Below are 25354 nucleotides of genomic sequence, written 5' to 3' on the forward strand. Positions count from 1 at the left end.
CATGATATTTTACTTTGCTTAATTCATCTTGTCAAAGTATTGTTGCCTTTTTACGGAGTGAAGAAATGCTGGGTATAGTACGTTTCGTATACCCCAACACCTAATTTTTTAAACGCGGGATTAAGCATACTCTTTCTATGGCCGGCACTGTTCATCCAGCCGAATACAGCCTCAATCGGATCAGGATACCCCATAGCAATGTTCTCAGCCGCCAGCGTATACTTGATTTTCTGCTCTGCCATCAAATCAAACGGTGATTTGCCGCTATGGGTCGTATGTGAGAAATAGTTGTGATCGTTCATATCCTTGCTATGCTTGTACGCCGAGGCAGCTGCCTGATCGCTCCAGACAAGTGCCGGTGCCTTTTTCTTAGCCCGCTCGACATTAGTAAGCCATAGCACCTGTTTGGCAGCATGCTGATTGACAGTGGCTGCCTGTGTTGGATAGGTAGGAATGGTTGGTTTTCTTATATATTGATACGTATAGCCAAAATATTTCTTATGAACAATTTCCGTTGGATTGACAATACGCAATCCCAACAATTTCTTGTTATCAAGCGTATCATAATAGGCGATAACTGCCTGTGACCCAGACTTATAGAGCACTTTTTCCGCACTATCATTCTGGAAGATGAATGTCGCATCAAACAGCTTCCACTGCGGCTTTGCTGTATATTTTAGCGTTTTCTCCACTTCGCTACGCGTCATGCCGACTTTGGCTCCTGCATACTGTGCTGCGGGGTCGCTTGAAAACAGTTCGATAACCTGTCCATTACGAAATCCAACCCACTGCTTGTCATACACCCACCATGTAGTTTGATTTGTGCCTATATAGGAAGACTTGGCAGTACCAAGCTTAGTCTTTACAGTGTCCAAGCTATCGCCAATACTGACCTTAAAACTATCGACTATACTACCCGTTTTAGTGGAGGGTGGGGATTGCGTCGTGCTTAGAGTTGGCTTTTGTCCAAGCCAAACAGAGCGTGTTTCATGATCGTATCCCACCTGTTTGCCAAGCTTTTCCCCTATATAACGTAACGGAACATAAGTCGTTCCTTCATATGTAATGGACTTCGGAACAGAAGTACCGGTGTTTTTATACACTTCCGGATCGCTTGTATCCTTCTTGCCATCGAAATAGTACGTAATCGGATAAAAATAGGCTGAGATGGTCTCCTCAAAGTCATCACCTTCGCCCGCTCCTGTCCACATTCCTATTGTAAATGCAGCCAACAGCGCCAATGCCAAAGATGCAAATTTGCCCGCTGTTTTCACCTGGCAACAACTCCTCGAAGTTTTGATTGAGAAAAAAGCGCTCCTAACCATGTCTTTTGGTTAGTGAACGCTCATCCTCAATAAGATGGTACCATTCGCCCTTTTTATTGTCTATAATCTAATGAACATAAATTTGTCTATATTATGCACGTTGATGGTCTCTTGCAAAATCAACTGCTGCTTTTTTTGCTCTTTCTTCAGCAGCAGTAAAAATTTCTTTGGATTTATCTGGCGCTGCAGCTATACCTTCTACATAAATATGCTCATAATCATTAATGCCAATGAAGGCCATGATGCTGCGCAAATATTTATCTGTAAATTCGAAAGCGGTTGCCGGGCCTTCAGAGTAAATGCCACCACGCCCTTGAACATGCATCACACGTTTGCCTGACAGCAGTCCCACTGGACCTTGCTCAGTATACTTGAATGTTTTACCGGCAATAACAATATTGTCAATGTATGCTTTTAGCATCGGTGGATAGCTAAGATTCCACATCGGAGTCACAAAAACAATTTTATCTGCGGATATGAACTGATCAAGCAATTCTGTCATACGTCCAAGAACGCGCAACTCTTCCTCATTAAGGTTTTCGTTTTGTGCAACTTTGCCCCATGCACCGAGAACAAGAGCATCAATAAATGGGATATCTTCTTTGTACAGATCCAAACGTTCAATCGTATCATTCGGGCTATGTTGTTGGTACTCTTTTAGAAAGCTTTCGCCAAGTTGCAAGCTGAACGAAGTTTCTATCGGTTTCGGGTTTGCAGTTACATACAGAATTTTTGCCATTATATTCTCTCCTTTATTTGCTGAGTTATTTTCACTAAACAAATTATACTTTATTATTTTTAGTAAGTAAAGTATTTTTTATAAACGTTCTGACCAGCCTCCCTAATCCGCCTTCCCTTATATGTTACCCGTTTTGTTTGAAGCTCAATGAACTGCATTTATCTTCTCTGCAGTACCCGGATTTCACGCCAGCGGCCGAAACGATAATAAGCTCCTGCAAATAGTGCACTAATAATAAAGCTCGTTCCCATACCATATGCGATGCCCTGCTCCCCCGTCCATTCGGAGAACAAAGCAGTCAATGGATAGCGCAGCACCCAGAATGAGATAAAGTTCAATATCAGAATCTGCATCATTCCTCCAGCTCCCCGAATAATGCCATTCAGCACAAAGTTAATCCCTAAAAATGGATAAAAAAAGCAAACTGTAGTAAGGTACATCGTACCAAAAGCAATCGAATTCGGATTATCCACGAACAAGCCTAGCAACCATGGTGCCGATATGTACACCAGCACCGCAATCGCAAGCGATAAACTAACAATAAGCGTGATGCCGCTACGCGCGATGCCACTAACCCGCTCCCATTTGCCGGCTCCTATATTTTGGCCAGCCATGCTGTTAATGGCAGAACCAAGTGTAACAATCGGCAGCATGATCAAGTTATCCATACGTTGCGAGGCCCCAAAACCAGCCACAACATCTTCGCCGAATGCATTCACAACACTCATAATGGCCATCATTCCGCCTGAAATTACCATCATCTGCAATCCCGCCGGTATTCCCAGCTTAAAGATCGCTGCCGCATACATTTTTGAAGGAATATGCGGGCGCATAAATGGAATTTTTCCTGTCCGCTTCGTATATATAAGCGCATATATAAAGGAAAAGCCTTGGGATAGGATCGTCGCAATTGCAGCCCCGGCTACCCCCATATCAAAATAAGCGATAAACAGCGGATCGAGTATAGCATTCAGGATGACAGCCATAAACACAAAGCGAATCGGCGTCCGGCTATCTCCAAGTGCCCTTAACACCGTTCCGATGAAGTTATAGCCGAACAGGAAGACAATCCCTATGAAATTAATTTGCAGATATTGTGTAGCCAGTTCGTAAATAGCTGCAGGTGTTTGAATCAACATTAAAATATATGGTGAAAGAAAATAGCCTACAATACCAATACCGACAGATAACAAAGCAAATACGACAACAAATGCATTGAGCGATTCCTTCATACCCTCTTCATCGCGCGCTCCCCTGCGCTGTGCCAGAATCGTCAGCGTCGCTCCATTCATTCCAATGATAAAAGAAAGCATCGTGAAGACGATGGTCGCCGATACCGATACAGAAGCCAGAGCATCAGAACCGAGTAAGTTCCCCACCCACAGACTATCGATGAACTGATATGATGTTTGAAGCACGTTGGTTAAAAAAATCGGCAGAGAAAAGGCGATCATCTGTCGCATAATATTCCCTTCCGTAAAATCAACATTTTGTGAGGCCATGGATTCCCTTCTCTCTCCCTTCAGGTATCCATCATACCATTAATATTGCTTTATAAGGAGGGCCTCAATGCACTATATTATATTGGTAAACCTGTTGCACGAAATTAAAAAACAAATAAACTTTATATTCGCTTTTTGTCACAAAACCTTGGGGCATGGTGTCTATATAGACAGAAGGACATCCAGATACATTTTTGTGAACGATATGCATGACCTGGAGAGGGGGAGAGAGGAAATGGAGGTCCAGATCGCTTTGAATGAAGAAAAAAAACTGGTTTTTACGCATGCAGATAACTTTCAGGAACTTTTCAAAACGTATTATCCTTATGTAGTTCGTCAAATCATGCGCATTGTGCGAGAAAAATCGGCTGCTGAAGATATCGCCCAGGAAGTTTTCCTAAAACTATATAATTCTAACCGAAATGCAATCCAAAACATTCCTGCATGGCTCTCAAAGGCTTCGATTCATGCCGCTTATAATCATATACGCTCCACCAACCGTCGGCTCATCCGTGATGAAAAGGCGGGCGAAGAGCAGCCTGTCTACAGCCCTTCTTCTGAAGAAAATTGGCTCAGGCAGGAAGACATACAGGCGGTACGTCAAATACTGACCGAAATGAATGAAAGAGATCGCACGCTGCTGATGATGAAATACTCCGGTTTTGATTATAAGGAATTGGCGCATGCAGCTCAGGTGGAAAGTTCGTCCGTAGGGACACTCTTATCCCGTGCCAAAACAAAATTCCGCAACATGTATAAACAAATGAGGGGGTATCAAGAATGAACTGTCTAAACGAAGAATTTCTGCAAGCATATCTGGATGGAGAAATAAACCGCGAAACCAGAAAAAGCATTGCCTCCCATCTCGAGCATTGTGCGGAATGCTGCGCAAGGATGGAAAGAGCAAAAAAACTGGAGCAATGGACTGAACTTGCACTTGCGGAATCATTTCCGGAACCGCCCTTGACGGATGCAGAGATTAATACAGAAGCAGCCTGGAAACGATTCGAGCAACGGTTGCATACGAATAACGTCACATTCATTAATAAGAAAGCAGGGAAAACAATGAAAAAACCTTATAAAAAGTGGATTACAGGCACAGCCGCAGCAGCCGTTCTGCTCGGTTCACTCGCCATTCCGCAGGTACAGGCTGCAGCGAATAGCTTCCTATCTATCTTCCGTGTCGATCAAGTAGAGATGGTCAAGCTTACTCAATCGGATCTACAGGAGATTGAGAGCTGGCTTGCTAACGGTGAAGACGGGATGAAGGAGATCAAAGGTATCGGTAAAGTATGGGTAGAGGACAAGGATTTAAACAAAGAGCACCAATACTTCCAAACAGCGGAGGAAGCACAAAAAGCCGGATATGAGATTCCTTCGGCACCGGAAGATTATCGTTTTGTAGATGCTAATATCTCTTCTGGATTTACAATGCATGCCCAGCTTAATACTGATAAAGCCAATGCACTGCTCAAGCAAGTTAAAGCAGAAACACACTTCAATGAGAATTTGAACAACAAACCGTTCTCCATCAAAGTTCCTGATATGAAGCATTATCAGTTTACAGCTAAAGCCAATGAGGGCGAACGTTCTTCCGATAGAATTTTCTATACAGTAACAGGAACACCGGAAATCCAGGTTCCGGAAAACGTCGATTTAAATGAGGTTCGCCAGACAGTTCTCTCGCTGCCATTCATCCCACAAAATGTAAAGCAGCAGCTCGCGGGCATTGAAGATTGGCAACGTACCCTGCCGATTCCGTATGTAGCAGATGACAAAAACAAAGTGCGCAAGATAACGGTACAGGGCGTAAAGGGATTCGCGTACGAAACGGAAAACGGGTCGTTCCTTGTCTGGCAAAAAGACGGAAAGATACACCATCTTGAAGCGTATGATAACAAGGCTGCAAAGCATACCGATACGCTTATCGCACTCGCTAATCAGATAAAATAGAGAAAAGCCAAAGAGCGGCTCCCCTATGTGGGAGGGGCTCTCTTTGGCTTATGCAGGAGGTCACCTAATGAGCGATTACGTAATCGAAACACATCAGCTTACGAAACAATACGACGGCAAAGCAGGATGCCGCAACATCACACTGTCCGTGCCCAAAGGTGTCGTCTTCGGCTTTCTTGGTCCGAATGGTGCCGGTAAAAGCACATTCGTCCGAACGCTGCTCGGTCTGTTGGTTCCGACAGGAGGTAGTGGACATATTCTAGGGCAGCCGATCGGGAGTGTTGAATCAAGACAAAAAATCGGTTATCTTCCTGAGCTTTTCCGCTATCCAGATTGGCTAACAGGACAGCAATTGCTTGAGTCGCATGCAGATTTATGTAAAATTCCACGCAGTGAACGCAAAAAACGCATTGCCTCCCTGCTTGAGCGGGTGGGCCTTTCTGGACGCGGTAATGAGAAAATACGTGGTTATTCCAAAGGAATGCAGCAGCGTATCGGATTAGCATGTGCTCTTCTTTCCGATCCTGAAATCATCTTTCTTGATGAGCCTACTTCTGCACTCGATCCAATTGGGAGGCGTGAAGTACGCGAATTGATGGCAGAGTTGCGGGACGAAGGAAAAACGATATTTCTAAATAGCCATCTACTTAGCGAAGTGGAGACGATATGCGATCATATCGCTATCATCCATCGAAGTGATTTGATTGTTCAGGGAGAGTGGCGCAGCCTTTCATCCGTTAACCCACAGACAGAAATCACCACCTCCTCTGTTCCCGATGGACTATGGAAAAGCCTTAGCACCATAGTTACAGAGGCTGAGTTACTTCAACAGGAAGAGGGAAAAACGCATTGGCTTATCACGCTTAACGAAGAGGACGACATCGCTATTCTTGTGCGTCATCTAAGCGATCTGGGAATTTCCCTATATCGTATTGTTCCGCGTATTCCCCGGCTCGAAGACGTATTTATGTATTGGGTTAACCGAGAGGAGGCACAGCAGTCTCATGTGGACCATCGCTAAACTTACATGGCGTGAAATTCTATCCAAGCGTATTTTTCATATCACTCTTTTTATGTCTTTTGCTTTCCTGCTTTTTTATGCGATCGCTACCTATATCGCGGCCCAGGAAGCCACAGAGCAAACAGGTGGACAAGCAGTCTCATCCGATTTCTTTTTGGCGCAAACGTTTTTTGCAACGCAAATTCTCGGTGTCGGTCTCTACTTTGCGGCTTTCGTCACGGCGCTATTGGCTATTTTAAGCAGTGTCGGAAGCATCGCCGGTGAAATCGAGAGCCATCAGATTGATACACTATTAGCGCGCCCGCTGCATCGACGTACGATCGTTCTTGGCAAGTTCGCAGGTCTTGGCTCCCTGCTGATTCTCTATTCCATTTGTTTATTTTTAGGCGTACTGGCAATTAATCAATGGTTAGGGGGAGAGATTTTGCGCTTCGAAATGTCTGCCCTCCAAGTTATAAAAGCACTTGCGGTATTTGTATTACCTCCCCTATTGCTTATCGCTGTAGCCTTGCTTTTTAGCAGTATAACAACAACGATAAACGGTGGTATCATTCTTATCATTTTGTACGGAATTAGCTTTATTGGCGGATTCGTAGAACAAATGGGGGTTCTAATGAATAAGACGTCCATGATTAATATCGGGATAATCTCCAGTCTGCTGTTCCCACTTGATTCGCTATTTCGTAAAATGACGGTGTATTTATTCGACACAGCAGGAGATCCAATATCCTTTGCTACACAAGGGCTATTCGGAAGCCTATCAACACCGAGCAACGCCATGCTCGTATATGCTGCCTTATACGGCATTACCGCTCTCTGGCTCTCGATTCGTCGTTTCTCAAGTCGGGATGTATAGAATATGTTGACCGCGAAACTGAATCGGAATATAGGAAGCATAACGCTCAAAAAAAAAGGAGCAGCCCTTGGACTGCTCCTTTTTTAATACCTATATTCTTCATATTAGTTAACTGCTTCAAAATGCACTTCTTTATCAGTGTGCGGGATTTTGACCAGTGTTGCCGGATACGTAATAACCTGTGTATACATTTTCCCCGGTTGCGGATTTGTATACTTCACTTTTACGATGACTTTATTCGCTTGTTCCGTCACACCAACTACTTCAACACCATAACCGCCATTTGGCTTTTGGCCACGGGTGATTGCTGCATACAGGCCATCCTCTCCTTTCATGGTGCCTGTAAACTCTTGCTTTTTATGGCTGTCAAACCATTGTTGGATAGGGGAAGCAATAACGGACTGTGCATCCTGCAAAGGATAGAGCACCTGGAATTTCATTTCTTTTTCTGCCATATTCTTCTCCTTTAAAGAGATAGTGTTGCCGGCAGCATCATATCCGACCTGAAATCCAAGCCGCTCGGCAATAAAACGCAGTGGCACATAAGTCGTATCCTGATGGATGAATGAAGCCGGAACATACTGTTTACCATTAAAATATTGTTGTTCCTTATCGCTTGGCTTTATTTCTTTTCCTTCTATTGTAAATGACACAGGTTTTGTACTTACATCTATTTTTGTCAATGCGGCATAAGAAAAGCCTACTGCGCTCATCAATGCTACACCTGTACATATTCCGGCGATAAACGTTTTCGTTGTACGTTTTTTCATGATGGTCACCTCTTCTATTTATTTATTCTTTCTTACATATAGACGGATAAACCACCGCTACAGCATGCAAAAAACTATCAGGAACCTTATCTTACTCTGTAGGCATACATTTTGCAAAGGTAAAGCTTGTATTGACTGGACACGTTTTCTTTTTGGCATTTGCAAATTTCATCACTGAAAAATCAATTTCATTATTGAAAATATACATACTGACTTGTACGCTTTCTCATGCATTTTATATGGCATACAATTTGCAATTTTAACTATCAGTATAAAGAGTTGGCAAAGGAGCGTGACGAGTATGAAGATTGACATTAATTGTGACATGGGCGAAAGCTTCGGTATGTACGAATTAGGCAATGACGAAGAGATGATGAAATATGTCAGCACGATTAACGTCGCCTGCGGTTATCATGCCGGCGATCCGCTGGTCATGCGACGCACAGTAGAACTCGCAAAGCAATACGGCATTAATGTTGGAGCTCATCCAGGCTTTCCCGATTTGATGGGCTTCGGACGTCGACGAATGACCGCAACAGCTGAAGAAGTGGAAAATTATATTCTATACCAGGTCGGAGCACTTCAGGCATTTCTCCATGCACATGATATGAAATTGTCACATATCAAGCCGCATGGCGCAATGTTCATGATGGCTATGGAAAACAATGATCTTGCTCAAGCGGTTCTCAATGCAACCGAAAAAATCGACAGACATCTACCGCTATTCGCACTAAACAACTCAGCCCTGGCACGTCTCGGCCAGGAGCAAGGTTTCACAATCGTATTCGAAGTATATGCCGACCGTGAGCACGACGAGACAGGTAGCATTGTGATGACGCGCAAAGGTACCGATTATACGGATTTGGACGAACAGGCACGTCGTGTAGTGCGAATGATAAAGGAAGGAAAAGTCATCACCCATGACGGTAAAGATATTTCTCTGAAGGCGGAAACAGTCTGCATTCATGGCGATCACCGGGATGCACCAAAATTAGCACAGGCTATTGTCACACATCTAAAAGACGAAGCAATTGAGATTACAGCAGACTTTATTACACAGCAAGCATAGCCCCTTTATTGACTCAGAAAAGCTCGCCATCAAACGATCGCGAGCTTTTTACATTAAAATCCCTTGACGAAGCAGGACTTAGAGGTGTATAATCAAATCAAAGAGAAAATGAATGATAATCATTCATTGGTTGAGGTGAATAGATGAATAGTAAACAAGAGGAAAAATATCGGCGGATTATTGAAGCATCCATTGAAATTATCGCCGCAAAAGGGCTAGATAAAACCTCTATTTCCGACATTGTTAAGCGGGCAGGGATTGCCCAGGGAACGTTTTATCTATACTTCTCTTCCAAAAATGCATTAATACCAGCCATCGCCGAACACCTTTTGCAGCAACTATTCGATAAGATAACAGAAAGAACGAGAGTGAGCGGAAGTTTTTGGAATACTCTTCAATCCGTCATTGATGTAACTTTCGAGGTGACTGAAGCATACAAGGAAGTACTTATTCTTTGCTATTCAGGACTGGCTTTTTACCACTCATTTGAAAAGTGGGAAAGCATCTACCTCCCTTATTACGAATGGTTTGAATTTGAACTAAAAAAAGCGATTGAAAAGGGCGAGGTTATAAAGGATATTCCTACTGAAACGAACATCCGCATGATTGTGAATGTCATCGAGCAAGCGGCGGAAGGTCTGTATTTCTCCAATGATAAAGAAAGAAAATACAGCACAGAACAAATTAAAAAAGACGTATATGTTTTTATTAAAAGAGCATTAACCTAATTTTTTTTGCAATAAAAATGAATGACAGTCAATCATTATAGGAGGTTTTATCATGAATTGGCTATTGATAGGAATAGCCGCATTGCTTGAAATCGTCTGGGCTTCTTCTCTAAAATATGCGGACTCACTTCTTGACTGGTTACTTGTTATCACACTAATTGCCGTAAGCTTTTTGTTGCTAATCCGAGCGTATAAAACCATACCTGTAGCTGTGGCTTACGCGATATTTGTCGGTCTCGGAACAGTCGGTACGTATCTGGTCGGCATATTCCTGGGTGAGCCGTTCTCGATTTATCAAATTGCATTTTTAATCATGATCCTGTCAGGTATTGCAGGCATGAAGCTGACTACTGAAACAAAGAAAAAACATCTTCAGGAAGGTGATCAATAATGGCCTGGCTTTATCTTATTTTTGCAGGGCTGGAGGAAGTTGTTGCTGTTATGGCTATGAAATACATTGGTAAAGGAAAAAAAGCTGTCCCTATTACCATTATGGTAGTTGGGTTCGCCTTCTCGTTCTTCTGTTTGTCGCAAGCAATGCAGACACTGCCACCCGGCGTGGCATATGCAGTCTGGGCAGGCATAGGAACGGTCGGCATTACGCTTGCAGGGCTATTGTGGTTTAAAGAAAAATACGAACTTCCACAATTTATATCTTTAGGACTTCTCATCATAGGAATTATCGGTTTGAAGCTAACGGTTTAATTCTTTTCCAATCGTTATACAAATGAAAAGGGTGTTGATTATCCAACATTATCCACATTAAATAGCCACAACAACAAATTCCAAACGGGCGATAGGTTCGTCTCCCGCAGAGAAGCGTATATCGGTTGCTGCCTGTTCTGGCCAACTGCTTGTAAGGGAGACGAAAATCCCCTTCGCGCCCTATTGTAGTTGTCTTTTCTTCTCTGAACAATCAACACCCTTGTATCCATAGGCGTGTCTATATTATCCAAAAATTATTTTCTTTTCCAAATACGCAATAACCTGTTCAGCACATACATCCAGAGATTGAGCATCTGTAGTAATAATCAGCTCCGGGCTTTCCGGTTCTTCATAGGGAGCCGAAATCCCCGTGAATTCAGGAATTTCTCCAGCTTTTGCTTTCTTGTACAGCCCTTTCGGATCCCGGCTCTCACACTCTTCAATAGCACACTTGACATACACTTCAATAAATTCGTCGGCTTCCACCAGGCTCCGTGCCAATTCCCGGTCTGCACGATATGGTGAGATGAATGCCGTAAGCACGACTACACCCGCGTCGACGAATAGTTTGGACACTTCTCCTATTCGACGAATATTCTCGGTCCGATCCTCCGCGCTGAAACCAAGATCTTTATTAATGCCATGACGAATATTATCCCCGTCTAGCAGATACGTACGTACTCCTTTTTCGTACAGTCTGCGTTCCACTTCATTAGCAAGTGTTGATTTACCCGCGCCAGATAAACCGGTGAACCAAAGTACTACGCTCTTATGGCGGCTTTTCCTCTGACGATCAGCTTTCGTTATCGTCGCCTGATGCCAGACGATATTGGCGTCATGCAATGCCATTTCTCTTCCTCCTCCGTTTTATCCAGGTCTAACAGTAGTAGGGATGAACCGCCCACTGAGTGAAGTTTTACCTTATAATCCACCTACCGCAACCTTCATCCCACGAATCAATACTTCCACTACTTCCGGACGGCTGAATTCCAGCGGTGGCGCTTCACCATTACTAAGCATCTCTCTTACTTTCGTGCCGGACAGATGGAGATGGTCTTCCGGACCGTGTGGACAAGTCTTAGCAGAAGCCATGTTCCCGCATTTTGTGCAATAGAAGCTGTGTTCAAAGAAGAGCGGCGTAATGCCAAGCTCTTCAAGCGTAAAATTAGCGAAAATCAGTTGGGCGTCATACGTACCATAGTAGTTACCAACACCCGCATGGTCACGCCCGACGATAAAGTGGGTACACCCATAATTCTTACGCACCAGCGCATGGAAAATCGCTTCGCGTGGTCCCGCATACCTCATCGCGGCCGGGAACACGGCTAGAAATACACGCTCAGGCGGATAATAATTTTTGAGCAGTACTTGATAGCTCTCCATTCGGATATCGGCCGGAATGTCATCTGCTTTCGTCTCGCCGACCAATGGATTAAGAAACAGACCATCTACGATTTCGAGCGCTGTTTTCTGAATGTATTCATGCGCGCGATGGACCGGGTTGCGCGTTTGAAAACCAACTACCGTTTTCCAATCCCGGTTTTCAAACTCGGCACGTGTCTGTGCCGGGTCAAGGTAAAACTCTTTAAAGCGATTTTTTTCAGGACGTTTTATGAGCGTAATCGGTCCTGCTACATAAACCTCGGGACGCTCCCATAGCTTTTTCACGCCTGGATGAGCTAACTCCGTTGTACCATATACGTTCTGGGCTTCTACTTCTTTATCTGGCACGTACAGTTCCCTAACCTCGATAATGCCATATATGTCTCCTTCATACATGAGCTTGGCTGTATCGCCAGGTACAAGCTGTAAAGCCGCTTCCTCTGTTACTGGCAACGTAATGGGAATACTCCAGACTGTTCCGTCGGCTAACCGCATGGAGTGAACAACGCTATTGTAATCCCGCTGGCTAAGAAATCCGGTTAACGGACTGAAAGCACCAATCGCCAACAACTCCAAATCAGAAAGCGCAAATGCATCAAGTTCAATTACTTTATCAGTTCCGGTTACATCATACGAAAAATTGATACGGTTTACCAATGTACCACCATGTGGCTGGCTTGTGCCCATGCAAAATCACTCCGTTTCTTCACTTTATGGTATTTACATGCAATTATGACTGTCCATTACTGATGCAGACCGCATTCAGTCTTGCCTATGCCGCTCCAGCGTCCGGCACGGGAGTCCCCATCTTCTTCCACCGGCACGGTACAATGCTCACAGCCAATGCTCGGATATCCTTTATCATGCAGCTCATTGTATGGAAGTCGGTATAGCTTGATATATGTCCATACGTCATCCCATGTCCAATGAATAAGCGGACACACTTTAATGGACTGAAAACGCCGATCAATATTAACGAATTGGGTACTTGATCTTGTTGGAGACTGTTCGCGCCGCAGTCCAGATAACCAGGCCACAGCCCCCTGCAATGCCTCCCCGAGGGGATTAAGCTTCCGCAATTTACAACACAAATCGGGATTGCTCTTCCATAGCTCAATACCATACTGCTCCGCTTGCTGTTCCAAAGATAAATGCGGTTCCTTCAATTCGATGCGCAGCTTAGGATATTTCGCTTTAACACGTTTGATTAACTCATACGTTTCTTTAAAGTGAACATGTGTATCCAGAAACACAATGCGTGCATCAGGACATACTTTGCTGATTAAATCAACCAGCACTATACCTTCAGCACCGAAGCTACAAGCATATATCAGGCTTTCCCCGAACTGGCCGTATGCCCATTTCAAAATATCCAGTGCATCTTTGTTTTCCAGTTCTTTATTTATCGCATCCAAACGCTCAATGGTGAGCGTTTCATAAGAAAACATAATATCAGGCATCTAAATGCCTCCTCCCTGATCATGAATGGTGCTTTTCTCTTTACGAATAGTACGGGATAAGCTAATCGATCCGACTGTGGCAACAAATACGCTTAGGATGACGATAAGAACATACGGATTCGGCATAAGCCAAAAATTCATCACAGCATACGCTACAACAAGAGAAGATACAGGGGATACAATCCATACCTGGGCAATTTGACGGATTACACCCTTTTGCCAAAGCCGGAATCCGGTCTCTGCGGTTCCAACACCTACAATGGCACAGGTAGTGGCTTGAACTAGCGGCACGGGAATACCTAGCAGTGAAGCTATAACTACCAAGGTACCTCCTGTAAATGAAACCGCGCTTCCTTGCAATAACGATAATCTGGTGATTTTCTTTCCATTTGTCTCAAGCACTTTGCCACCCAAAAAGACCGCACCAAGCGCTACAAATGTCCCTCCAATCCAAACACCGGAGGAAGCGGACATAATGCCCGCTCCTACGAGAGGACCTACTGCATTGGCCACATTATTCATCCCAGCCGAAAAGGCTTCGAACGTACCTCCTGCCACAAGCAAGAGACCCAGCCAGCGTCTCCATTTCCCATCTCCGGTCAAGAATACCCACTTCTTTTCCGCCCGCTTAATGACCAAACCAAGCGCATAGGCTACGCCAAACGATACGAGCGGCACGATAATCCAGAAGGAAAGTATAACCATCAATTTATTAGCAAATAACGATTTATACGCAAGACCAACTCCGACAATCGCTCCAACCGTTACTTCACTCGTCGATAAAGGAATTCCCATCAGATTGGCAAGAAATAAAGTGAACGTGGCAGAAAATAAGATTACAATGACTGTTTCCACATTCAACACGGAGGAAGGAATAATTCCATTACCGATTGTTTTCACCACTTCGCCGCCACCCAACACCGCACCTAGTAAAGCTGCGATGGCAACAATTAGCATAGCCGCCCGTTTTTTATGAATAGCGCCGGCGCCATATGCCGCACCCATTGAAGCTGCCGTTCCGCTTGCTCCAATATTCATAGCAAAAAACAGCGCCACGGCAATAGCTACATAACTTAGCATCATGACTCAATCACATAGCTCCGGCCTGCTTCAGCCGGCTTTTTTTCTACAATGGCTAATTCCTTGATGGGCTTAACCGGAATAAAATGCCTCTCGATCTGGTTCTGTGCGCTACGGAACGCTTTCTCCTCGCTGTCATGGATAACAACAACGGCTGCTGCCGATTCATCTTCGAAAGTTACTTCAAGTCGGTAAATAAACATAGCCTTTATCCCTTCTTTCTTTTACGCCAATTGTTCCAACGCCGCATTTATACGTTCCTGGAACGGTTCCGTGCCAACGCGCTGTACAAATTGGAAAAAGCTCTCTCCGGTTTGCTTTTCTTCCTTATAATAAGCCAGCAGCGGGAGCAAAACGCGATGCAATTGATCGCCTAACACTCGTCCTTTCAGTTTTTGATTGAACTGTGCATTCTCACCTAGCGTTCCGCCAATATAAATGTCAAATGCGTCCTTCATCCCGGTTTCTGTTTTAATAAGCGCCCCCTGGAAACCGATATCAGCGATTTGACGCTGTCCACATGCGTTTGGACAGCCGACCATATGCATTCGAATCGGTTCATCCAACTCCACATGCTCATCCAGGTATCCCGCCAGTTGACGCATTCTTTCTTTCGTCTCTACGATCGCCAGGTTGCAAAACTCGATTCCGGTACAGGATACAGCAAATGCGCTAAAATGCTGCGGGAATGGTGTTAGACGCTTCAATACATTTTCCTGTAGCAGCGCTTCGACCTTCTCATCCGACACGCTAGTAATCACAATATTCTGTGAGTTGCACGTGCGAAGTGAGCCATTGCCGTATTCATCCGCGAGTCGCGCCAGCTCTTCCAGCTCCTGGGCCGACATTCTCCCGACAGGAACAGAAAGACCGATATAATTAAGCCCTTCTTGACGCTGTTTGTGCACACCAGTGAAATAACCTGCGTTCCAACCTATCGTTCTATCCTGGCCACGCGTTTCAAGCTCCCCAATTTGCTCCTTCAGCTTCCCAAGAAACTTCTCTGCACCCCAGTCAGCAACAAGGAACTTAAGCCGTGCATGATTTCGTTTCTGACGGTATCCATAATCCCGGAAAATAGTTGTGACGCCTATCGCTACCTTCACAACTTCCTCCGGTCGGACAAATGCGTCCAATTGCTGGGCAAGAAATGGACGGGCTGATAAACCACCACCTACCCATACGTGAAACCCGATGACTTCTTCTCCATTAATTACTTTTGTCGCTGGTGTAAATGCAAGATCATTAATCTCTGCATGCCCGGCGTTATAAATGTTGGAGGAAATTGAAATCTTATATTTCCTCGGCAGATTAGAGAAGTCTCGATTCATCAAAAATGTATCGGACAAAGCTTGGACAAGCGGTGTTGTATCCATTAACTCATCCCGATCCAGCCCTGCCAATGGGTTGCCAACAATTGTACGAGGACAATCGCCGCATGCCTCAAATGACGATAACCCGACAGAAGCTAACCGTTCAAAAATATCCGGTAACTGCTCGACACGCAGCCAGTGAAATTGTATAGCTTGACGGGTTGTAATATCGACTAGGTCCCTCCCATAATCATTTGCAATGCCTGCCAGCACCCGTGCCTGATCTGTCGACAGATTGCCAGACGGAATTCGTACCCGCATCATGAAGTGACCGTCTTTCGGCCGCTGCTGATAAACACCTGCCCATTTGAAACGATCCATATCATCCGGTGTGATGGAATCAAATCCTGTTTTCGCGTAATCATAAATATCCTCGATAACATCAAGTCCATCTTTTTCAAGCTTTGCCAATTCGTTTTTGTTTAGCTTTTCCTTGTTATTTGCCCAAATTGCTGTATACCCCATTCAGTCTCGCTCCTCTCATTTTGTATGGGAATTACGCAGTAACTACATGCGGAAGCCGCTGCTCATACCAGGCCAGCTGCTCCCGCAAGCGCACTACCTCGCCGACGACAATAATCGCCGGAGCCTGGAAACGTGCTTGCTGCACCTGCTCAACGATTGTCTCTAATGTTCCTGTGAGCGTTTCCTGATTCTCACATGTTCCCCAGCGTACAAGCGCCACTGGCGTCTCCTTCGCACGACCATACTGGCACAAACGCTTTACGATATCAGGAAGATTGCTGACACCCATATAAAACACTAATGTATCCACAGCGGATGACAGTCGTTCCCAATCAATTTCGCTCTCTTTGCCAGACGCCTTGTGCCCTGTCACAAATGCGACAGAAGAAGAATAATCGCGATGCGTCACCGGAATTCCCGCATAGGCGGGGGCAGCAATGCCGGAAGTAATGCCGGGCACAATTTCATAGGAAAGACCAGCAGCAATACAGGCTTCTGCCTCCTCCCCGCCACGTCCAAACATAAAAGGATCGCCTCCTTTTAAACGCACAACCTTCTTGCCCTCCAATGCCCTCTCAACAATTACACGATTGATTTCCTGCTGGGGAAGCGAATGATGGTCCGCCTGCTTTCCACAGTAGATGCGCTCTGTCCCCTTCCTTGTGTAATTCAACAGCTTAGGGCTGGCAAGCCGATCGTATACGATGACATCTGCCTGTTGTATTAGCTCCATGCCACGTACCGTAATCAACTTCGGGTCGCCAGGACCCGCGCCTACAAGGAACACCTTGCCTTGTACCATTCTACTCTCTCCTTTCCTCTACTTTTTTAATTAAATATATATATCTAATTTATTTAGTTGGTTTAATGATACAAAAAACGCCCTGTCTTCGAAGAAGAAGGGCGTAGTGTATGTTTATCGACCCCTCCTACTCATCTTCGAGCCTCTGCTCTCTGGAATTGGCACCTAACCGAATTAGGTTGCCGAGACTTCATTGGGCCAGCCCCTCCATCTCTCTAGATAAGAAAGAGTATTCTTATTAAACTTATTGTATTTATTATTTTTGTTGGTTTTGATTATAACTTGCTTTTTTCTTAATGGCAATAACTTTCAGCAAATTTTTTCGCATTTTCACCAAACCAAATAAGACTTAAAACCAAGTCAAATAAGACTTGTTTTATACTCTATTTACTTTGTATATGCTTATTTCCTACTTATTTTTATATTTTTTAAGATTGGCATACTTATTGCTTGGATTAAAAAGTAAAGTGAAACACCTTACTTTTGTATATCATAAACTTTGTTCCATTATTAAGGAGGTAGCCCTATGAGCTATAAATTCGCTAATGTTAAAACTGAACTACCAGGACCGAAAGCTAAAGAACTTCTTGAACGCCGCAAACAATATGTACCAAAAGGCGTTAGCAATGGCATTCCGACATTCGTGGAAAAAGCGCAAGGCGCTATTTTAACAGATGTAGACGGCAATACATTCATCGACTTTGCCGGTGCTATCGGTACGATTAACGCTGGGCACTGCGCACCAGAAGTCGTCGAGGCTTTGCATGATCAAGTGGACAAATACATTCATACCGGCTTCAACGTTATGATGTACGAACCGTACATTGAACTGGCTGAGCGTCTGGCTAAGCTTGCGCCTGGCGATCACGAAAAACAGGTTCTGTTCCTCAACAGCGGTGCAGAGGCTGTAGAAAATGCGGTTAAAATCGCACGCAAATATACAAAACGTCAAGGTGTTGTAGTTTTCTCACGCGGCTTCCATGGACGTACACTGCTCACCATGACAATGACAAGTAAAGTAAAACCATACAAATTCGAATTCGGTCCATTCGCACCGGAAGTATATAAAGCACCTTATCATTATGAATATCGCCGTCCAGAAGGCATGTCTGCGGAACAATATGATCAATATATTCTGAATGAATTCAAAACATTCCTGCAAGGCGATGTGGCTCCAGAAAATGTTGCTGCGGTAGTAATGGAGCCTGTACAGGGCGAAGGCGGATTCGTCGTTCCATCCAAAACATTCGTACAAGGCGTAGCAGAGATTTGTAAACAACACGGTATCGTATTCGTTGCCGATGAAATTCAAACCGGTTTCAGCCGTACTGGTAAGCTTTTCGCTATCGAGCATTTCGATGTTGTTCCTGATTTAATGACCGTTTCCAAATCCATGGGCGCAGGTCTTCCGATTAGCGGTGTTATCGGACGCAAAGAAATTATGGAAGCCGCCAACCCTGGCGAACTGGGTGGTACGTATGCAGGAAGTCCGCTTGGATGCCGTGCTGCACTTGCAGTCCTTGACATGATTGAGAAACATGACTTGAATGAAAAAGGACGTATCATCGGCGAGAAAGTCATGGACCGATTCAACCGTCTTGCAGATAAATACGATATAATTGGAGATGTACGCGGTTTAGGTGCTATGTGTGCCATTGAGTTTGTTAAAGACAGACAAACAAAAGAACCAAATAAAGAAATTGTGGGCACAATTGTAAATGAAGCTAATAAACGCGGCTTAATTACATTAAGCGCTGGTTTATTCGGAAACGTGCTTCGCGTACTGATGCCTCTCGTAATTACTGACGAACAACTCGAAGAAGGTCTCGACATTATCGAGGAAGCTATGGAAGCCGCAACTTCGGCTCTGCAAGTACACTAATTAGGAAGAAAGGGGTTTCAGCTATGAACCAAACAATACCAAAAAAGCCACTCTATATTGCTGGCAGCACAAAAGAAGCAGCTTCATATAAGGAGCTTCGCTCCCCTCATTCCGGAGAAGTGATTGCAGAAGTCGCTATCGGCACACGAGAAGATGTAAAAGCTGCGATTGATCATGCAGAGGAAGCGGCAAGAACGATGGCCAAGCTACCTGCCCACAAGCGGGCGGCTATTCTGCAGAAAGTTTCTCTTCTTTTGAATGAACGCAAGGAAGAGGCTGCACGCATTCTGGCACTTGAAGCAGCCAAACCAATTACGGTTGCCCGTGGAGAGATAGCTCGTACAGTTGAGACTTATCAATTTGCGGCTGATGAAGCACGCCGTCTGCATGGTGAAACCATTCCGATGGATGCATCTGCTATGGGGGAGAATCGTATCGCCTATACGGTACGTCAGCCACTCGGCATTGTTGGAGCCATTACGCCGTTCAACTTTCCATTCAATCTGGTGGCCCATAAGCTCGGTCCTGCATTTGCAGCCGGTAATGCGGTCATACTGAAACCTGCGGACCAAACTCCATTATCCTCTTACTTTATCGCTGATTTGTTCGCGGAAGCGGGCCTGCCAGCGGGTGCCTTGCAAGTCATCCCTGGTCCTGGAAGTGAAGTAGGAGATGAAATGGTTATCGATGACCGTGTGAAGATGATTACGTTCACCGGTAGCCCGGAAGTAGGTAAAACGATTCGTTCAAAAGCAGGCCTGAAACGTGTAGTTCTGGAATTAGGTTCTAACTCTGGACTTATCATCGACGAAGGCTTCGATATTGACCGGATCATCAAGCGCACGGTAACAGGTGCATTTACGTTCATGGGTCAGGTATGTATTTCCCTGCAACGCATTTACGTACACCAATCGATGTACGATAAGTTTGTAGAGAAATTCGTGGCGGAAACGAAAAACCTGCGCATTGGCGATCCACTGGATGAAACGACCGATATTGCAGCTCTTATCTCGCAAAAAGACGTGGAACGTATCGCTTCCTGGGTAAAAGAGGCCGAGTCGCTCGGTGCTAGCGTGCTGACAGGCGGTACAGACAACAATGTTGTCAAACCGACAGTTATTGTCAATGTACCGTCACATGCGAAAGTAAGCTGCCAAGAAACGTTCGCACCCGTCGTTGTTATCAGTCCGTTCGATACATTGGATGAAGCGATCGATGCAGTGAACGATTCACGTTACGGCTTGCAAGCGGGCATATACACTGAAAATATTGAGCGCGCACTCCATGCAGCTGAGCGTCTGGATGTAGGGGGGGTCATGATTAACGACTTCCCGACATTCCGCGTCGACCAAATGCCGTATGGTGGTGTAAAAGAAAGCGGTGTTGGACGCGAGGGTATCAAGTATGCAACTGAAGAAATGACGGAAATGAAGCTTGTCTGCTTCAACCGTAACAAGTAACGGCCGTTAAACCGCGCCTTACCATAAGGAGGCGCCTCATGCAAGCGGATATCCATATTGCATCACTTTTGGATACCTTCTCGATCGGTTTTTGCTACCTTAACCAGGACACATTCGAATACAATAGCCTGATCGAGAAATGGTTCTTCGAGCAGGGTTGGACTCCTGCCGAGCTGTCCGATCGCCTACGCAAGTGGGCGGCGGACGGCGATTTTTTTCAGCGGGCGGATCGCTTTCTCTGGGAGGGAAGGCTATTAGCCGAGCCGCACGGATTCGTCTGGTTGATTTTCCCCTGGGAGACGAGGGAGAGTCACGTTGCTACCGAATACGAGCATTTATATGCAGAATTAAAGAGTGTGTTTGCTGCGGCATACGATGAAATTTTCGTTACGGATGGAGAAGGCTATACGGTTAGAGTAAACGGGGCCTGCGAGCGCAATTATGGCCTAAAGGCCGAGCAGATGGTGGGAAAACATGTAAATGAACTCGTCTCAGCGGGTATTTTCTCCCCTTCCGCTACACTTGATGTTATCGCGCACCACAAACAGATTAACCTCGTCCAGCAGACCCAAAATGGGCGCAGACTATTAGTGACAGCTACTCCTGTCTTCACGCAGGATGGACGCCTTATTCGTGTCGTTAGTAACTCACGTGACATTACGGAACTTTTAAACCTGCGCGAGCAGCTTGACCAGTTGCAGGAGCGAGTGGAGACGTATGAAGAAACCTTGCAGCTTCGAGAAGAGCAATCCGGTATGAAGCTGACCGTACGCAGTCCGATAATGCTTCAGGTACTTTCGAAAATCGAAAAAGTAGCGAAGGTAGATAGCACGGTACTGCTGCTTGGAGAATCGGGCGTAGGAAAAACATACCTGGCACGCTATCTGCACAACACAAGCCCACGCAAGCAGGCTCCTTTTCTCTCCGTCAACTGTAGCGCCTTTCCCGAGTCACTTATTGAGTCGGAATTATTCGGGTATGAACGGGGCGCGTTCTCCGGCGCACACGAAAAAGGGAAAAAAGGATTGTTTGAAGCTGCGAACGGAGGCACATTATTCCTCGATGAAATTGGAGAACTACCGTTGTCTATGCAAGCCAAACTGCTGAATGTCCTACAGGAGAAACAATTTTTTCGTATTGGTAGTACGACTCCGATTCATGTGGATGTACGCATTATTGCAGCCACTAACCAGGATTTAAAAAAGAAAGTTGAAGAAAAATCATTTCGCAATGATTTGTATTACCGGTTGAACGTCATTCCAATTACGGTTCCTTCACTCAGAGAAAGACGGGAAGATATCGTACCGTTGGCCATCCGCTTTCTGGAAGAATTCCAGGAAACATACGGCATCGAGAAAAAACTCAGCTATACTGCCGCAGAAGAATTGCGGCGTGCGGAATGGCCAGGCAACATTCGGGAGCTGCGTAACTTTCTGGAACGGATTGTCGTAACAGCCGATGAAGACATAATTACCGCAAAGCACGTAACAAGCGCACTGTACGATGAAGAAAAAACCGCACCACTGATACCTCAGACAGGTCTTGGATTGAAGGAGCAATTGGACCGATACGAGGGTCAAATCATTCGCCAGGCATACGAAGAGTGCGGTAGCACGTACAAACTTGCAGAGATGCTTGGTATCAGTCAATCCAGTGCCATGCGTAAAGTCAATAAATATGTAAAGGAATTGTAATATGCAGATAACGATATACGGGACGCAAGCCGCAGAGACAATGGATGTTCATCTCGACCGCCCGCATACCGTTGGCGCCATTCTTGAGATTTTGCTAACCATTCATCCCTGGTTCTTTCAAGCGCTGCCGCCTGAACGGGACCAATCTACACTCGAGACAGTATTGTCAATCCGTACGACTGCCAATACCCCTCTTGCCATCGACGATACTGTCACAAATGAGACGAACCTTGAAATTCACTTTCATGATATGATATAAGAAAGTCTCAAAAGGAAGTGAATGGATATGTTGGAACTTTCCTGGTATAGGTATTCCGCTCAAACAGTGTATAACACCTTGACCAGAATACTGTTCTTCCGTATCATATTGGCGGGCGTCGGTATTTCGCATACAGTGAAACGGTAGGCATCCCCTGTTTTGCAAGAGACAGGGGTATTTCTCTGTGGAAAATTTTTAGATAACGGGGGATGAACATGAATATTATTCTCTGGGGTTTTGCTACTGCATTGTCGGGGTACTTTGCATACAGCATTCTTCGCCAATGGCTGACCAAACGCAAGCCTAGCCATCTGGCCTGGTTTATTGGCTTCTTCTTTTATTTCTTCAGCGCACTCGGCAGTACGGTGTCCTATTTTATCGGCTGGGAGCCCTCCATATATCGCATCTGGTATGTGGCAGCCGCTTCACTGGTAGCATTTCTCGGCGCAGGTCAACTGTACTTTACGGTAAAACCAAAGGTGGCACATGTATTTCTCGTTCTCGTAGCTATCATTACAGTGGCCATGTTTGTAAAAGTATTCAATTCACCGCTAAATCCAGAACAATTAGCACTAAATGGCGAAGAAATCGGAGGAACTGCATTGCCGCGCGATGCACGCCTGTATTCTCCAATACTGACCATTCCGGGAAGCTTTGCACTTATTATTGGTTCTTTTTATACCTTCTTTCGACGTCATTCCAAAGCCGGACTCTGGATTGGTATCGGATCGCTTATTATCGCTATGGGGGGCACACTCACCCGTTTTGGCCTAACAGATATTTTGCCTATTGCCAACAGCGTTGGTATTACACTCATTTTCTATGGATACTCGCTTGCAGCCAAGCCTACTGCGCTTCCTGTGAATACGCCACAGGCAGGCTGACACGTACGCCGTCTGGCGCAATCACTTCCTAAACAAAAAAGCTCTTCGCCCGATAATTGGTGCGAAGAGTTTTTTATATGTTCTTTTCCAGTTGACGCAATGACTGTACAGCATGCTCAACAATCGTAAACAAATCTTCAATATTGTCTTCATTGATTTTTCTTCCAAAATCAAGCGTTACCGTATTACGGTATGTTACCGGACGCTCCAAGGTAAGTCCACTATAAACAAACGATAATTCTTGAATAATACGGGGCCGATATGACCAAATCGTATTAAGTATCCTCTCTATCTCTGCACAGCGTTCCGGACGCTCGATATTCAACAGGAAATTTACGTGTAGTGTACAGCCGAATGTCCGCTCCTCACTCTCTGCAAGATCCAGAATTTCTCCTGCTAAATCAGCTGCCCCTGCGGATAATATAAACAGAGCAGTGACTCGCGGATTGCCATCCTTCCTGGCGGCATTTCTACATCCGATCATATATTCACGGGCCATGGCCGCAAGCTCAATCTGATCGCTGCGGGACGTAACTGTAACTTCGCCAGCAAAGTCCAGGTCATATACCGCACCTTCAAGCGCCACTTTAATATTATCGAAAATAGTCGGATCGAACACGAATGTTTCTCCTATTCTTTATCGCTGTTTACTTAGTTTTTTCATTCTGCGCCGTTCTTCATCCTCTACTGCATTACGTGCTGCAATAGCATCATAATCAACCTTCAAATTACCGCGCACCGTCTGTACAATGGCAGTAATAATCCCGCCGAAGAAAACAATTAGAATAATGACTCCGGTAATGAAAAGCATAATCATTCCGGGACTAGAGAACATGACCAAAAGTAACCTCTCCTCTTCTATGATTCATTTTTTATTATTATACCCGATTTCTCTTATCACTCAGAGTGTTTTTCATTGCCAGACAAAAACCCGGCATAATTACCGGGCCTCACTCGTTTTTCGTTTATTATCCATATGTTCTAGTAGCAAAAGAAAAACGGCTCAATCCCTTTCTCAGAAAAAAACACTACTACTTCACGGCCTCAATAACCTTCTTTGCTTTTTCATGAAGGTCTGGGCGTTGTTTTGCATACTCCAAAAACGCTTCTTCCAAAATATCCTGTTGATCTTTCTCGGTAATGAATGACCAAGCTTTTAAAAGTTCGATAGTTTCCTCATGAAGTCTGTATGTGCGTGTTTTCTTCGCCATTTATTTACGTTCCTTTCTTTTGCGCTTACTGAGAAGAAGAAACAAAACAACAAGTGAAGAACCAAGAGCGAGTATAGCTGAGATGAAAGCGAACCAATACACGTCCATAGGGATACCTCGCTTTACTTTTAGGTATAGGGGATGTAAAATAAGCGTATAAGATGAATAGGGAAGTACAGACCGAGTATTGCACTCGGCCTGCCTTGCTACTGGCTTCTAGCGTGTCCGGCGCTTAGGAGCCTTTTTACGTTTAGCGGCTTTTTTCTTCTTGCGACGTTCTTTTCTTTGGTCGATTTTCTCTTCCAAAACAAGAAGTGCAATAACGATGTTTGCCGCTGTTAGGGCGAGTGATGCAACGCCCGTCCATAAAGCAAGCTCTTCCTTATCCAACTGTATACCCCCTTTCCGGGGCAGGGCTTATTTCATCCCCTACATATAATATAACATAATTATGTATTTTTGTAAATATAGAAATATAGATTCAAGAAAAAAAATCCCACTATCCAAATGGACGGTGGGAAGTCTGATTATCTTTCTTTTGTTTTTCCTGTATACCCGGATACTACACCGACTCCAATGCAAGCATAACTAATGAGGTCTAATCCTAAATCCCATAAACCTTGGGGAACAATAATTCCTCTTACATTCAAAACCTGATACAGCAATCCACCAAAGCCAGCCCATAGGAACGGGTCTTTCAATCGCTCTTTCATTAGCTGTTCACCTTCTTCAT

29 protein-coding genes and 1 riboswitch are annotated in these 25354 nt (G+C 44.8%); of the genes, 13 read left to right on the forward strand and 16 right to left on the reverse strand.

What is annotated here, in order from left to right; genetic code table 11:
* Positions 1-50: 50 nt before the first annotated feature.
* From HMPREF0083_RS25430 to HMPREF0083_RS25440, 3 genes are all read right to left on the reverse strand, one after another.
* Positions 51-1274: a CAP domain-containing protein gene (locus tag HMPREF0083_RS25430; RefSeq protein WP_021624864.1), complete on the reverse strand. Its 1224-nt coding sequence runs from the start codon at positions 1272-1274 to the stop codon at positions 51-53.
* Positions 1275-1416: 142 nt separating this feature from the next.
* On the reverse strand, positions 1417-2064 hold the full coding sequence (locus tag HMPREF0083_RS25435) for an FMN-dependent NADH-azoreductase (protein ID WP_021624865.1): 648 nt from the start codon (positions 2062-2064) through the stop codon (positions 1417-1419).
* Positions 2065-2222: 158 nt separating this feature from the next.
* On the reverse strand, positions 2223-3566 hold the full coding sequence (locus HMPREF0083_RS25440; protein WP_021624866.1) for an MATE family efflux transporter: 1344 nt from the start codon (positions 3564-3566) through the stop codon (positions 2223-2225).
* A gap of 235 nt (positions 3567-3801) precedes the next feature.
* Here HMPREF0083_RS25440 and HMPREF0083_RS25445 point away from each other — a divergent pair, with 235 nt between their 5' ends.
* The 4 genes from HMPREF0083_RS25445 (at position 3802) to HMPREF0083_RS25460 (ending at position 7396) form a co-directional block, all read left to right on the forward strand.
* The gene (locus HMPREF0083_RS25445) at positions 3802-4350 is read left to right on the forward strand and encodes an RNA polymerase sigma factor SigX (protein ID WP_051354804.1); all 549 of its coding nucleotides are present in this window, start codon (positions 3802-3804) and stop codon (positions 4348-4350) included.
* On the forward strand, positions 4347-5519 hold the full coding sequence (locus HMPREF0083_RS25450) for an anti-sigma factor family protein (protein WP_021624868.1): 1173 nt from the start codon (positions 4347-4349) through the stop codon (positions 5517-5519). The genes HMPREF0083_RS25445 and HMPREF0083_RS25450 overlap by 4 nt, the downstream gene beginning before the upstream one ends.
* A gap of 67 nt (positions 5520-5586) precedes the next feature.
* Positions 5587-6540, forward strand: a complete 954-nt coding sequence (locus HMPREF0083_RS25455) for an ABC transporter ATP-binding protein (protein WP_040305118.1) — start codon at positions 5587-5589, stop codon at positions 6538-6540.
* Complete coding sequence (locus tag HMPREF0083_RS25460) at positions 6524-7396, forward strand: ABC transporter permease (RefSeq protein WP_021624870.1); 873 nt, start codon at positions 6524-6526, stop codon at positions 7394-7396. Before HMPREF0083_RS25455 ends, HMPREF0083_RS25460 begins: the two co-directional genes overlap by 17 nt.
* 104 nt (positions 7397-7500) lie before the next feature.
* Here the strand turns inward: HMPREF0083_RS25460 and HMPREF0083_RS25465 are convergent, their stop codons facing one another.
* The gene (locus HMPREF0083_RS25465; RefSeq protein WP_021624871.1) at positions 7501-8166 is read right to left on the reverse strand and encodes a protease complex subunit PrcB family protein; all 666 of its coding nucleotides are present in this window, start codon (positions 8164-8166) and stop codon (positions 7501-7503) included.
* A 301-nt stretch (positions 8167-8467) separates the two neighbouring features.
* On the opposite strand from HMPREF0083_RS25465, the gene HMPREF0083_RS25470 reads away from it, so the two are divergent.
* From HMPREF0083_RS25470 to HMPREF0083_RS25485, 4 genes are all read left to right on the forward strand, one after another.
* Entirely contained in the window at positions 8468-9235 is a 768-nt protein-coding gene (locus HMPREF0083_RS25470) for a LamB/YcsF family protein (protein WP_021624872.1), read from the forward strand.
* Between the two features lie 143 nt (positions 9236-9378).
* A complete protein-coding gene (locus tag HMPREF0083_RS25475) occupies positions 9379-9963 on the forward strand; it encodes a TetR/AcrR family transcriptional regulator (protein ID WP_021624873.1) in 585 nt (194 codons plus the stop codon).
* A 52-nt stretch (positions 9964-10015) separates the two neighbouring features.
* Positions 10016-10354 carry a DMT family transporter gene (locus HMPREF0083_RS25480; protein ID WP_021624874.1) on the forward strand — a complete coding sequence of 113 codons (339 nt, stop codon included), beginning with the start codon at positions 10016-10018 and terminating at the stop codon, positions 10352-10354.
* Positions 10354-10668, forward strand: a complete 315-nt coding sequence (locus tag HMPREF0083_RS25485; protein ID WP_021624875.1) for a DMT family transporter — start codon at positions 10354-10356, stop codon at positions 10666-10668. The genes HMPREF0083_RS25480 and HMPREF0083_RS25485 overlap by 1 nt, the downstream gene beginning before the upstream one ends.
* A 243-nt stretch (positions 10669-10911) precedes the next feature.
* On the opposite strand, the gene cysC is transcribed toward HMPREF0083_RS25485, so the two are convergent.
* The 7 genes from cysC to cobA all read right to left on the reverse strand — a co-directional run bounded on the left by cysC (position 10912) and on the right by cobA (position 17231).
* Positions 10912-11517: an adenylyl-sulfate kinase gene (cysC, locus tag HMPREF0083_RS25490; RefSeq protein WP_021624877.1), complete on the reverse strand. Its 606-nt coding sequence runs from the start codon at positions 11515-11517 to the stop codon at positions 10912-10914.
* Positions 11518-11589: 72 nt separating this feature from the next.
* The gene (gene sat / locus HMPREF0083_RS25495; RefSeq protein WP_021624878.1) at positions 11590-12738 is read right to left on the reverse strand and encodes a sulfate adenylyltransferase; all 1149 of its coding nucleotides are present in this window, start codon (positions 12736-12738) and stop codon (positions 11590-11592) included.
* Between the two features lie 56 nt (positions 12739-12794).
* Positions 12795-13499, reverse strand: a complete 705-nt coding sequence (locus HMPREF0083_RS25500) for a phosphoadenylyl-sulfate reductase (protein ID WP_378431931.1) — start codon at positions 13497-13499, stop codon at positions 12795-12797.
* A gap of 12 nt (positions 13500-13511) precedes the next feature.
* Entirely contained in the window at positions 13512-14594 is a 1083-nt protein-coding gene (locus HMPREF0083_RS25505; protein ID WP_021624880.1) for an inorganic phosphate transporter, read from the reverse strand.
* On the reverse strand, positions 14591-14794 hold the full coding sequence (locus HMPREF0083_RS25510) for a DUF3906 family protein (protein ID WP_021624881.1): 204 nt from the start codon (positions 14792-14794) through the stop codon (positions 14591-14593). The genes HMPREF0083_RS25505 and HMPREF0083_RS25510 overlap by 4 nt, the downstream gene beginning before the upstream one ends.
* 21 nt (positions 14795-14815) lie before the next feature.
* Positions 14816-16429, reverse strand: a complete 1614-nt coding sequence (locus HMPREF0083_RS25515; RefSeq protein ID WP_021624882.1) for a nitrite/sulfite reductase — start codon at positions 16427-16429, stop codon at positions 14816-14818.
* A 31-nt stretch (positions 16430-16460) separates the two neighbouring features.
* Entirely contained in the window at positions 16461-17231 is a 771-nt protein-coding gene (cobA, locus tag HMPREF0083_RS25520) for a uroporphyrinogen-III C-methyltransferase (protein WP_021624883.1), read from the reverse strand.
* A gap of 128 nt (positions 17232-17359) precedes the next feature.
* A riboswitch (SAM riboswitch) is annotated at positions 17360-17457 on the reverse strand.
* Between the two features lie 300 nt (positions 17458-17757).
* Between cobA and gabT the strand changes: the two genes are divergently transcribed.
* The 5 genes from gabT (at position 17758) to HMPREF0083_RS25545 (ending at position 23410) form a co-directional block, all read left to right on the forward strand.
* Entirely contained in the window at positions 17758-19113 is a 1356-nt protein-coding gene (gene gabT, locus HMPREF0083_RS25525; RefSeq protein WP_021624884.1) for a 4-aminobutyrate--2-oxoglutarate transaminase, read from the forward strand.
* 23 nt (positions 19114-19136) lie between these two features.
* The gene (locus HMPREF0083_RS25530) at positions 19137-20573 is read left to right on the forward strand and encodes an aldehyde dehydrogenase family protein (protein WP_021624885.1); all 1437 of its coding nucleotides are present in this window, start codon (positions 19137-19139) and stop codon (positions 20571-20573) included.
* A gap of 38 nt (positions 20574-20611) precedes the next feature.
* Positions 20612-22267: a sigma-54 interaction domain-containing protein gene (locus HMPREF0083_RS25535; RefSeq protein WP_021624886.1), complete on the forward strand. Its 1656-nt coding sequence runs from the start codon at positions 20612-20614 to the stop codon at positions 22265-22267.
* A gap of 1 nt (position 22268) precedes the next feature.
* Positions 22269-22526, forward strand: a complete 258-nt coding sequence (locus tag HMPREF0083_RS25540) for a hypothetical protein (protein ID WP_021624887.1) — start codon at positions 22269-22271, stop codon at positions 22524-22526.
* Between the two features lie 215 nt (positions 22527-22741).
* Positions 22742-23410, forward strand: coding sequence for a hypothetical protein (locus tag HMPREF0083_RS25545; RefSeq protein ID WP_040305120.1), 669 nt, complete (start codon positions 22742-22744; stop codon positions 23408-23410).
* A gap of 73 nt (positions 23411-23483) precedes the next feature.
* On the opposite strand, the gene HMPREF0083_RS25550 is transcribed toward HMPREF0083_RS25545, so the two are convergent.
* From HMPREF0083_RS25550 to HMPREF0083_RS25565, 5 genes are all read right to left on the reverse strand, one after another.
* A complete protein-coding gene (locus tag HMPREF0083_RS25550; protein ID WP_021624890.1) occupies positions 23484-24029 on the reverse strand; it encodes a hypothetical protein in 546 nt (181 codons plus the stop codon).
* Between the two features lie 18 nt (positions 24030-24047).
* Positions 24048-24251, reverse strand: coding sequence for a hypothetical protein (locus HMPREF0083_RS25555; protein WP_040305123.1), 204 nt, complete (start codon positions 24249-24251; stop codon positions 24048-24050).
* A gap of 190 nt (positions 24252-24441) precedes the next feature.
* The gene (locus HMPREF0083_RS25560; RefSeq protein WP_021624892.1) at positions 24442-24621 is read right to left on the reverse strand and encodes a hypothetical protein; all 180 of its coding nucleotides are present in this window, start codon (positions 24619-24621) and stop codon (positions 24442-24444) included.
* 216 nt (positions 24622-24837) lie between these two features.
* On the reverse strand, positions 24838-25011 hold the full coding sequence (locus tag HMPREF0083_RS28570) for a hypothetical protein (protein WP_021624893.1): 174 nt from the start codon (positions 25009-25011) through the stop codon (positions 24838-24840).
* Between the two features lie 137 nt (positions 25012-25148).
* Positions 25149-25354 (reverse strand): hypothetical protein (locus tag HMPREF0083_RS25565; RefSeq protein ID WP_021624894.1); only part of this gene is annotated, 206 nt, incomplete at its 5' end.

The organism is Aneurinibacillus aneurinilyticus ATCC 12856 (genome assembly GCF_000466385.1).
In the GTDB taxonomy this organism is placed as follows: Bacteria; Bacillota; Bacilli; order Aneurinibacillales; family Aneurinibacillaceae; genus Aneurinibacillus; species Aneurinibacillus aneurinilyticus.